Raw genomic sequence first — 9,899 nt, 5'->3', positions numbered from 1 at the left:
GCTCGGTGGAGCAACGGGGCGGGGCGCGGAGCCCTCGGCATAGCGCAGCGCTCCGCCCCGTTGCGGTCCGGGAGCGCTGCGATCGGCGTATTCAGCGGGTGACAGATTGCCCAGCGCACTGTGTGGGCGAACATTGTTGTAGTCGTCCTTCCATGCCGCCAGAACGGCACGGGCCTGGGCGAGCGAGGTGAACAGCGTCTCGTTGAGCAGTTCGTCGCGCAGCTTGCCGTTGAAGCTCTCGATGAAGGCATTCTGGGTCGGTTTTCCCGGCGCGATGTAGTGCCACTCGATCCGCATCTCGTGGCTCCAGCGCAGCATCGCCATGCAGGTCAGTTCGGTGCCGTTGTCTGAGACGCACATCGCCGGCTGGCCGCGCTGCGCAATGACGAGCTCGAGCTCGCGGACCACCCGCAAGCCCGATAGCGAGGTGTCGGCGATCAGCGCCAGGCATTCGCGGCTGAAGTCGTCGACGACTGTCATGATGCGAAAACGACGACCGTCGACAAAGGCGTCCGACACGAAATCCAGGCTCCATCGCTGGTTCGGTTGCTGCGGGATCGCCATCGGCATCCGGCTGCCGAAAGCCCGCTTGTGGCCGCAGCGGCGCCGCACCTGCAGCCGCTCCTCGCGATAAAGCCGGCGGAATTTCTTATGGTTCATCACCAGACCCTCGCGGCGCATCAGCACATGAAGACGGCGATAGCCGATCACCTCGAAGGACATTCGCAGATGAGCGACGGCCTCTCGCCTCTCGGCGGGCGTCACCATTTTTTTGCGGCAACGTCCTTGAGCATGGCGTTGTCGAGCATCGCCTCGGCCAACAGCTTCTTCAGCTTGGCGTTCTCGTCCTCCAGCGCCTTCAATCGCCGGGCGTCGGAGACCTCAAGGCCGCCGTACTTCGCCTTCCATTTGTAAAACGTCGCGCTCGAGATCCCGTGCTTGCGGCAGACGTCGGCCGTCGCCGCTCCCGCCTCCTGCCCCCAAAGAATCCCGATGATATGCTCTTCCGTGAACCGACTTGGCTTCATGGGTCCATCCCTTCCGAGGTGATGGACTCTACCCATTCTTGGAGGAATTGGCGGGGCTCAGGTCACGCGGTGCGGTAGCGCTTCCAAGGTGGATGCGGACACTCGCTGGAGTTTGATGGTGCTGCCATTGCGCACATGATGTAGTCGTTCTCGTTCGCGATGCTCCATCGCTGAAACAGCGAGCGTTGGTTTTGGTCAAAACCAGTCGGCGTCGGGATTTCCGGCAGGGCACTTTTGAGAGCGACGAGTTGATCCGGGCCGATATCACCGATGCAGGGGTCGTTCCAAAGATCGACCGCGAATTGAATGACGGGCGAGACGTCGTTCTCTGCACGCCGATCGCCATCATCGCCCTCGCGCCAGTTCAAAAAATCTTGCAGGGCCTTCGAGAGCCGCGTGCGATTGCCCTCGGGTGGCAGCGCCGCTTTGACGGCGGTGGCAACTGCGGCAGGGCTGACCGCAAGGCCCGTGGGCTCGGCAGGCGGGACGACAATTGGGCTTCCTGCTGCAAAAAGCTCCTGGCGGCGTAGTTCAATCCGCCCCTCAAGCGAATTGTTCTTTTTGATCCGCGAGCCGGCACGCCCATTCTCCCGGACCAGCACGACGAAGTGCTCGTCCCAACCGTTGACGACTTCGTCCGGCTTTGTACCGGCGTGGCGGACTATGAACTGGACCTCGAAGGCGACCTTCTGAAAGGCGAGCCGCTCGACGTAGTCGTCTTCGTCGTGGACCGGCTCGGGCGCCAATTCGCGCAGGCGCGGCCAGAGGGCGCGCAGCGCCTGTTGCGGATCGTCGTCCATGCTTTTGATCCTGAGCATCCAAGACGCCAGACGGGCGGCCCGCAGCGATGCTCGCGTGTAGTCCGCGGTGCCGAGCGCAATCTTGATAGACCCAGACCGGTAAACGGTCCTTAGACAGGCGGGGGTTCGGATCGCGAAAAAGTAGCGACCTCCGCGACGGGAGATGAAGGCGGAACGTGACAATTTTGGCCCCTGCGGTGTGAACGATCCACGTGACACACGACACAGATCGCCAGCGGCCCAAAGCGCAATCATTGATTTTGTTGAGAAATTTCCGAAGTTGGCATCGGGAATCTTGTGGTAGCGGGAGAGGGACTCGAACCCCCGACCCCAGGATTATGATTCCCGTGCTCTAACCAGCTGAGCTACCCCGCCACAACGTTCATGGATCAGCCTTTGGGAAGGCTGCCGTGCGAACGCGCGGCATATAAGAAGTCGTGCGCCGCCCTGTCAAGCAATCGCGGAATTGAAACGAAACTCAACTGAAATCGGCTATTTCGGACGCACGCTTTGATCGCCGCCGGGCGAACCCGGAGGCGGAATGACCGGGGTGGTGGCGCCGGCGTCAGGAGTCGGTGCGCGAATCGCGGGATCAACCCCTGCGGGCGGACACAGCACACCGTCCGAGCGGGCGAGCTTGTCGGTGAGCGGTTCCTGGGCCGCGCCGGTGGTGCTGCCGGGAACGCCGGGCGGGTTGGCCGTGGGCGAGGATGGCGTGCAACCGGCAGGCGCAGGAGTGGCCTTGGTCGACGGCGCGTCTGGCGGCGCCTGCGCCAGCGCAGGAGCCGCGGCCATTAAGATGCAACCGAATGCGAGCGCAATTGTCCTGGTCATGCGGGACAACGTGCCGGCCGTCGCGCGGTTCCGGGTTCGGCTCAGAGCTTGCGGTAGCGGATCAGCGAAAAATGCCCCATCGGCGGCATCGGCCGTCGCTCGGCGAGTTCCACGCCGCCATGCCGCGCAGCCCAGTTCACCAGCCGCGCCCATGGAAACTCCGGACGCCAGCCGAGCCGCCGCGCGAGCGGCGAGAACGCCAGTTCGAACAGCTTGCGCGGCCCGCTCTCGGCGCCGATGTGGTTGACCAGGATCAGTTCGCCGCCCGGCCTCAGCACGCGGATGAAATCGTCCAACGTGGCTTCCGGGTCCGGCACCGCCGTGATGACGTATTGCGCCACGACCGCGTCGAAGAAGCCGTTCGGAAACGCCAGATTCTTGGCATCCATCACCGCCAGCGTCTCGACATTGGTCAGGTTCAGCGTGCGGACGCGCTCATGCGCCCGGCGCAGCATCGGCTCGGAGATATCGACACCGCACAGCCGCGTCGTCGGCGAGTAGTCCGACAGCGACAGGCCGGTGCCGACGCCGACATCCAGCACGCGCCCGCCGATCGCATCCGCCATGGCGATGGTCGATTGCCGGCCGCTGTCGAACACCTTGCCGAACACCATGTCGTAGATCGGCGCCCAGCGTGCGTAGGCTTTCGCGACGCCTGCGCGATCGATATCGTTCCCCATGTCTCGCCCCGAGATTCCTTATCCGCGCATCGCCGCCAGCGCAGGCGAAGCCGCGTCGTCGCGTACTCCATCGGCGCTCCACCGCGGCGCAGCGCTCTTGATGAAGCCGCCACCCAGCACGCGCGCCTGCCCGTCTGCCGCGTCGTAGAAAACACAGGCCTGGCCGGGCGAAACGCCCTCCTCGCCCGCGACCAGCTCGACCTCGTAGCCGCCCCCGACGGCGCGCAGCCAGGCCGGCTGCGGCGCACGCGTCGAGCGTACCCGCACGAATAATTCCAGCCCGTCGCCGACCGCCTGATCGATCGCGCCGTCGCCAATCCAGTTGACGTCGCGCAGTACGATCCGCTCCATTCGCAGAGCCTCGCGCGGGCCAACCACCACGCGCCGGTGCGCCGCATCGAGCCGCAGCACATAAAGCGGCGCCCGCGAGGCGATGCCGAGACCGCGGCGCTGGCCGACGGTGAAATGCACGATGCCGGGATGGCTGCCGAGCACGTGGCCGTTGAGATCGACAATCTCGCCGGGCTCCATCGCGTTCGGCTTCAGTCGCTCGACCACATCGGTGTAGCGGCCGGTCGGCACGAAACAGATGTCCTGGCTGTCGTGCTTGTCGGCGACCGACAGGCCGAACTGCCGCGCCAGTTCGCGGGTCTGCGGCTTGGTCATGTCGCCGAGCGGAAAGCGCAGAAAATCGAGTTGATCGCGGGTGGTCGCGAACAGGAAGTAGCTCTGGTCGCGATCGCGATCGGCGGCACAGATCAAGGCGCGCGATCCGTCGTCGAGGCGCCGGGACGAGACATAGTGTCCGGTGGCCAGCGCCGAGGCGCCGAGCTCCCGCGCGGTCGCCAGCAAGTCGCGAAACTTCACCGAGCGATTGCATTCGATGCAGGGCACCGGCGTTTCGCCCAGCGCGTAGCTGTCCGCAAAGCTGTCGATGACCGACTCGCGAAAGCGGCTTTCATAGTCGAGCACGTAATGCGGAATGCCGATGCGCTCGGCGACAGCCCGGGCGTCGTGGATGTCCTGGCCGGCGCAGCAGGCGCCTTTGCGATGGGTGGCGGCACCGTGGTCGTAGAGCTGCAGCGTGATGCCGACGACATCGTAGCCCTGCGACTTCAGCAGCGCGGCCGTGGCCGAGGAATCGACCCCGCCCGACATCGCGACCACGACGCGGGTGTCCTGCGGGCGACCTTCAAGATCCAGGCTGTTGAGCATGCTTTCAGTCATACGATACGATCGCGGTTCGAGCCGTCGCGACCATTCCTTCCGCTTGTTCCGGAAGCGGCGAAGCCAAATTCCGCAAACGTCGTGATGCCAGACCTTAATATAGGCCGAGTTTCAGGGGCGCAATGAGCCCGCCCCGGCTTTTGCGGGAGGCCAACGAGGCAATTCTTGCCGAGGCGGGCAGAAACGGCGCGGCGAGACTCCCATGCCGGGCCACAGACTTCGGAACAATATACTGAAATCGCACACTTTTTCCGTTTTCCTCAGGGTGGCCCGCTCCTTGCTGAAGGGATCATGGAACAGAGTGAGATCATGCCCGTGTTGAATTCCACTTCGGATATCGTCTCGACCGCGCCGGCTCCTGCCCCGCCGCGATCGACGGGACGCCAGGACCGGTCGTCATCGACCGACAGCTTTGCGTCGCTGGTCGACAGCAACACCGCGCCTGACCCCGCCGCAAGCCAGCCGGCGCCGAAGCCGACGCCAGACCCGCGCCCTTCCAGCAACAGCGCAGCCGACGACCGCGCCGCCAGCGCACGCCGCCGCGATGCAGCCGATCAGAGCCGGGCCGGCGGCCGTAGCGACGACCCGCGCCCGTCGAATGCCGATACCAGCAATGATCCGCCGGCGCGCAATGATGCGGCGAAGGCGAATGCGGCGCCGAAACCCGACAGCGACGGCAACACCAAGGACGCCAAATCGGCCGATAGCAAGGACAGCAGCGACACCGCCGCCGCCACCGACCAGAGCCAGACCGCTGCCGCCACCACGGCGACAACGACGCCTGTGGTCGCGCCGGTCACTGTCGCGACCGTCACGGTCGACACCACGGCAGCGGATGCGTCGGCCGGTTCCGCCGGGACGGTTGCGGATGCTGTGACAACCGCCGCCGACGGACCGCTGGCGATCGCCACGGCTGCGGCCCTGAAGGCACAGGCCGCCGTCGCCGACCTCGCGGCGACCGCGCAGCCGGCCGGAGCCGCCGCCACCGACGCCGCCGAGACGGCGACCGCGACCGGCATCATCGCGATCGACCCGAAGCTCGCCGCGCTGGCGGCCCAGCCCCATGCAGGCAAAGTCGGCAACAAGGCCGCGACGCAGTCCGATCCCGCCGCCACGATCAACAGCGAAACCCAACCGACCGCCTCCGCGACCGACGCCCCGGCGACGCCGACCCTGCCGCAGGCCGGCGCGACGCAGGCCCAGGCCACCCAGAGCGACCAGACCAAGACCAACGAGGCGGCGGCCGCCAGCGTCGATCAGGCCAACGCGCAGCCGGCATCCGCCACGGCCGCCCATCAGAAACACCCGGCCGAGGTTCAGACGCAGCCCTTGCCGGACGCCAATACGCTGCAGCCGGTCCCGACCACGCAGCCGCTGCAAGCCTCGACCACGACGCAGCAGACCGCCGCTGCGCCGCAGCTCACCGCCGCGCTGGCGACCAATGCGCCGGTCGCGATGCAGGACCTCGCCGTCACCATCGCGGCACGCGCCAATGGCGGCGCCAGCCGGTTCGAGATCCGGCTCGATCCCGCCGAGCTCGGCCGCATCGATGTCCGCATCGACGTCGACCGCCATGGCCAGGTGACCTCGCATCTCACCGTGGAGAAGCCCGAGACGCTGGCAATGCTGCGGCAGGACCAGACCCAGCTGCAGCGCGCCCTCGACAATGCCGGGTTGAAGACCGGCGACAGCGGCCTGCAATTCAGCCTGCGGGATCAGTCGTCGTCCGATCAGCAGCAAGGCAACCAGCAGGACAGCGGCCGTCATGCGCGCCGGCTGGTGATCAGCGAAGAAGAACTGCCGCCCGCCGTGACCGCCGGACGTAGCTATGGCCGTATGCTGGGCGCCAGCAGCGGCGTCGATATCAGGATCTGAGGAGTCGTCACCATGGCCGTCGATGCAACCACCGCTGCGCCGCCCGTTTCCGCCCCGAACGCCAACTACTCCGCGAGCAGTTCGACATCGTCCGGCAAGACCACCGGCGTCGCGGATAATTTCCAGACCTTCCTGACGCTGCTGACCACGCAGTTGCAGAACCAGAACCCGCTCGATCCGCTCGACACCAACCAGTTCACCCAGCAACTCGTGCAGTTCGCGGGCGTCGAGCAGCAGCTCAAGACCAATGATTCGCTGTCGTCGCTCCTGAAGCTGCAGACCACCGCGCAGACCACGCAGGCGATGAACTTCATCGGCGCCAATGCGGTGGTCGACGGCAGCAAATCGCATTTCGACGGCAAGACCGCGGGCTGGTCGCTGTCCACCGACAAGCCGGTGAGCGCGCAGGTCTCGATCCAGAACGCCACGGGGCAGACCGTGTATTCCGGCAAGTTCACCCTCAATGCCGGCCAGAACCAGGGGTTCACCTGGGACGGCCGCGGCAATGACGGCTCCAAATGGCCGGAGGGCGACTACACGCTGTCGGTGGTCGCGACCGACGCCGCCGGCCAGACCGCCGGCGTCTCCACTCAGGTCCAGGGCGTGATCGACTCTGTCGATCTCACCCAGACGCCGCCGATGCTGTCGATCGGCGGCCAGACCTTCACACTCGATCAGATCAAGAAGGTGGTGCGGCCCGACGCCACGCCCACTAATCCCACCAAGCCGACCGCCCTGTAATCCGGTCGCCGGTCACTGCCCGACGAGCTGATCGGCGAAATATCCGATGGTCTTGCGATAGACCAGCGCGCGATTCCATTCGCGCATCGCCTCGAAATTCGGCGTGCCTTCTTCATAGGAGCCGCCGGCACGCCAGCCCGCGGTCTTCAGCAGATTGGCGGTCGAGGCCAGCACGTCCGGCACGCTGTGGCGCAGGTCGACATGGCCGTTGCCGTCGAAGTCGACGCCGTATTTGATGTAGGACGACGGCAGGAACTGGGTCTGGCCGAGCTCGCCCGCATAGGCGCCGACCATGTCGCGCAGCTCGAGGTCGCCGCGCTGCACGATCTTCAGCGCCGCCAGCAATTCCCCCTGAAAAAGCTCGGTGCGGCGGCAATCATGCGCCATCGTCGCGAGCACGCGAAACACCGGCAGCTTGCCGATGTCGCCCTTGCCGAAATCGGATTCGAGGCCCCAGATCGCCACCACGATCTGCGGCGGCACGCCGAACTGGCGCTCGATCCGGGACAGCAGCGACGCGTGCCGCTGCAGCATCGCGCGCCCGGTCTTGATCCGGCCCGGCCCGACCCGGGTCGCGACATATTGCTCGAAGGTCTTGTTGAAGGTGCCGCGCTGCCGGCGGTCGAACGCCAGCACCGCCGGATCGGGCGTGACACCGCCGAGCGCCTGCGAGATAACGCCCTGCGAAACCCCCGCTTGCGCGGCTTCGGCCGAGAAGGCGGACATGAAGGTGTTGAAATCACCGCCGCAACGCGCAGCCTGCGCAGGCGCGGCAGCGAGCAGCGCGCCGCCGACGGCGCAGATCTTGAGGGCAAGGCGCAGGTTGGGCATTTTAAACCATTCTCCAAATCGGCAGAGGCTGAAGCGAGCTGCGGAGCCACGATTCGTATTGATGCGTATTGCGAGCACAATGCGGCGACTCTAGCATTTCTGACCTGCAGTTGCGAGGCGGGCTCAGGCACGCCATATTGACGGCAGCATCTTGATCGCATGTCGATGATCGGCGGATGAATGACGGGCCCGCCGATGACGATCGACTCCCAGCCCGTTCAGGAAGAGGCCCGCTCCATGTCCCGACCCCTTCTGCGACAACCGCTATTTAGGCTGCTGGCGATCAATCTCGCGGCGGGCGTCTGCCTTGCGACGCTGCTGCTCGGCGGATTGCTGCTGGTCAATCCGGGACATCTGCGCGAGCTGATCTTCGCTGACAATTCGCCGGGCACCGCGCTCGGCCTGCTGCTGTTCGGCTTCGTCATCACTTTCGGCAGCGCGGCGATGGGCTCGGCGGTGATGGCGATGGGCAACGATCGGCGCGGCGGCAGCCGCGGCGGCAAGCGCATGATCGAACTGTTCCCCGGGGCGGAGCCGATCCCGGTGCGCGCCGAGCGATCGATGCAGACGCGCCGGCGAAGCGAACCCGGCTCCTGAAGGAGCGCGGACCCCTTTCACATCAGAACCGCGCCGATCGGATCGGCGCGGTTTGTCGTTTGGCGGTTGGTCGTTTCGGGGACGGATGTGTCCGCCGATCAGAATGGCGACACCGGGCCGGCGTTACGCCGCGCGGCGCTGATGCCGGCCTTCGCGGATTTCCTCGATGATCTTGTCCGAAAACGCCTCGAGGTCGCCCGGATTGCGCGAAGTAATCACCCCGTTATCGGTGACCACCGCGGAATCCTCCCACTTCGCGCCGGCATTGATCACGTCCTGCTTGATCGAATTGTAGGATGTCATCTTGCGACCCTTGGCGATGCCGGCCTCGATCAGCAACCACGGCGCATGACACACCGCCGCGACCGTCTTGCCGGCGTCGAAGAACGACTTGATCAGCTTCAGCGCCTCGGCATTGACGCGCAGCAGATCCGGATTGATCTGCCCGCCCGGTAGCACGATCGCATCGTAATCGTCGGCCTTCACCGCGCTGAGCGCCTTGTCGACCTTGACCGGGCGGCCCCAATCCTTGCCTTCCCAGCCTTTGATCTCGCCCTGTTCCGGCGACACGATATCGACCTGCGCGCCGGCCGCTTTCAGCCGATCGCGCGGCACTTCGAGTTCCGACTGTTCGAAGCCGTGGGTGGCGAGAATGAGAACGCGCTTGCCCTCGATTTGGCCTGCCATGAATGATCTCCGTATCTGTTATCTGTCGCGCCCCGCCTGCCTCGCTAATCGACAGCGCGCGCGATCGTTCCGGGGAACAACGGACGGCGCAATGTGGTGCAGCGTCAGAAGGTAAGCGCCGTCACGCGCAAACGATCTTCAAATTTCAAACAGCCAGATGATTGCAGACATGCCTTCGCATTTCCGCGACGCATCTGCGCCCGGGCTTTGCGAGGTTCGTTCCGCCCTCTCGAACAAGAGGGCGTGCGGAACGCCGGACGCACGACGCGTCCGCGGCCTCGTGTGCATAGTAAAAAGCACACGAGTTAGTCACCACGGTCACGCCGAACATCGTCCGGCGTTCCGCACGCGATGGTGTTAACGGCTTATGTCGTGCTCTCCCCGGCGAACGGTCTCCGTTTGTTTGTCGCCGTCCCCGATAAGCTCTCCTGGCCCGGATTTGGGCGCAGGACTCCTCGGGTTGATGCCACGCGCGGCATCAGGACCACACGCCTTGGCCGTCCGGCCGCGCGCTGTCGTCAGCGTTTCGACCGGCAGAGTCATGAGCACAATCGTCGCTCACCCTCTCCACCGGCGTCCGCGCCTGGCGCGCCGCCGTC

At 65.6% G+C, this 9,899-nt stretch carries 8 protein-coding genes, 1 tRNA gene and 2 pseudogenes; 3 read left to right on the top strand and 8 right to left on the bottom strand.

Features of this window, described 5'->3' with window-relative positions:
* The 6 genes and pseudogenes from HUK38_RS14065 to mnmA all read right to left on the bottom strand — a co-directional run.
* Window positions 1–1,028 (bottom strand): annotated as a pseudogene (locus HUK38_RS14065) (IS3 family transposase); the annotation flags it as partial.
* Window positions 1,029–1,090: 62 nt separating this feature from the next.
* Complete coding sequence (locus HUK38_RS14060; protein ID WP_182584958.1) at window positions 1,091–1,828, bottom strand: hypothetical protein; 738 nt, start codon at window positions 1,826–1,828, stop codon at window positions 1,091–1,093.
* 33 nt (window positions 1,829–1,861) lie between these two features.
* Window positions 1,862–2,083: pseudogene (locus HUK38_RS15665) on the bottom strand (DUF6538 domain-containing protein); the annotation flags it as partial.
* 43 nt (window positions 2,084–2,126) lie between these two features.
* Window positions 2,127–2,203: transfer RNA gene (locus tag HUK38_RS14055), tRNA-Met, on the bottom strand.
* A 500-nt stretch (window positions 2,204–2,703) separates the two neighbouring features.
* Window positions 2,704–3,342 carry a class I SAM-dependent methyltransferase gene (locus HUK38_RS14050; RefSeq protein WP_092686073.1) on the bottom strand — a complete coding sequence of 213 codons (639 nt, stop codon included), beginning with the start codon at window positions 3,340–3,342 and terminating at the stop codon, window positions 2,704–2,706.
* Between the two features lie 18 nt (window positions 3,343–3,360).
* Window positions 3,361–4,569 (bottom strand): tRNA 2-thiouridine(34) synthase MnmA, encoded by a 1,209-nt coding sequence (gene mnmA / locus HUK38_RS14045; RefSeq protein ID WP_182584957.1) that lies wholly within the window; start codon window positions 4,567–4,569, stop codon window positions 3,361–3,363.
* 291 nt (window positions 4,570–4,860) lie between these two features.
* On the opposite strand from mnmA, the gene HUK38_RS14040 reads away from it, so the two are divergent.
* Together HUK38_RS14040 and HUK38_RS14035 are read left to right on the top strand one after the other, a co-directional pair.
* The gene (locus tag HUK38_RS14040) at window positions 4,861–6,444 is read left to right on the top strand and encodes a flagellar hook-length control protein FliK (protein ID WP_202985569.1); all 1,584 of its coding nucleotides are present in this window, start codon (window positions 4,861–4,863) and stop codon (window positions 6,442–6,444) included.
* A 12-nt stretch (window positions 6,445–6,456) separates the two neighbouring features.
* A complete protein-coding gene (locus HUK38_RS14035; RefSeq protein WP_011504344.1) occupies window positions 6,457–7,185 on the top strand; it encodes a flagellar hook assembly protein FlgD in 729 nt (242 codons plus the stop codon).
* A gap of 12 nt (window positions 7,186–7,197) precedes the next feature.
* Here HUK38_RS14035 and HUK38_RS14030 read toward each other — a convergent pair whose 3' ends face one another.
* Complete coding sequence (locus HUK38_RS14030; RefSeq protein ID WP_011504345.1) at window positions 7,198–8,016, bottom strand: lytic murein transglycosylase; 819 nt, start codon at window positions 8,014–8,016, stop codon at window positions 7,198–7,200.
* 180 nt (window positions 8,017–8,196) lie between these two features.
* Here HUK38_RS14030 and HUK38_RS14025 point away from each other — a divergent pair, with 180 nt between their 5' ends.
* Window positions 8,197–8,613, top strand: coding sequence for a hypothetical protein (locus tag HUK38_RS14025; protein WP_238787686.1), 417 nt, complete (start codon window positions 8,197–8,199; stop codon window positions 8,611–8,613).
* Window positions 8,614–8,736: 123 nt separating this feature from the next.
* Here HUK38_RS14025 and HUK38_RS14020 read toward each other — a convergent pair whose 3' ends face one another.
* Window positions 8,737–9,300 carry a type 1 glutamine amidotransferase domain-containing protein gene (locus HUK38_RS14020; protein WP_182584956.1) on the bottom strand — a complete coding sequence of 188 codons (564 nt, stop codon included), beginning with the start codon at window positions 9,298–9,300 and terminating at the stop codon, window positions 8,737–8,739.
* Window positions 9,301–9,899 lie beyond the last annotated feature (599 nt).

The organism is Thiospirillum jenense, from assembly GCF_014145225.1.
Taxonomy (GTDB): Bacteria; Pseudomonadota; Gammaproteobacteria; order Chromatiales; family Chromatiaceae; genus Thiospirillum; species Thiospirillum jenense.
The sequence above is the reverse complement of the archived record's forward strand: the minus strand, read 5'-3'. Positions and strand labels throughout refer to the sequence as shown.

Bases quoted from the DNA above. Each gene is read 5' to 3' on its own strand.
- HUK38_RS14060 (WP_182584958.1), bottom strand. From the start codon at position 1,828: ATGGACGACGATCCGCAACAGGCGCTGCGCGCCCTCTGGCCGCGCCTG.
- HUK38_RS14050 (WP_092686073.1), bottom strand. From the start codon at position 3,342: ATGGGGAACGATATCGATCGCGCAGGCGTCGCGAAAGCCTACGCACGC.
- mnmA (WP_182584957.1), bottom strand. From the start codon at position 4,569: ATGACTGAAAGCATGCTCAACAGCCTGGATCTTGAAGGTCGCCCGCAG.
- HUK38_RS14040 (WP_202985569.1), top strand. From the start codon at position 4,861: ATGGAACAGAGTGAGATCATGCCCGTGTTGAATTCCACTTCGGATATC.
- HUK38_RS14035 (WP_011504344.1), top strand. From the start codon at position 6,457: ATGGCCGTCGATGCAACCACCGCTGCGCCGCCCGTTTCCGCCCCGAAC.
- HUK38_RS14030 (WP_011504345.1), bottom strand. From the start codon at position 8,016: ATGCCCAACCTGCGCCTTGCCCTCAAGATCTGCGCCGTCGGCGGCGCG.
- HUK38_RS14025 (WP_238787686.1), top strand. From the start codon at position 8,197: ATGACGGGCCCGCCGATGACGATCGACTCCCAGCCCGTTCAGGAAGAG.
- HUK38_RS14020 (WP_182584956.1), bottom strand. From the start codon at position 9,300: ATGGCAGGCCAAATCGAGGGCAAGCGCGTTCTCATTCTCGCCACCCAC.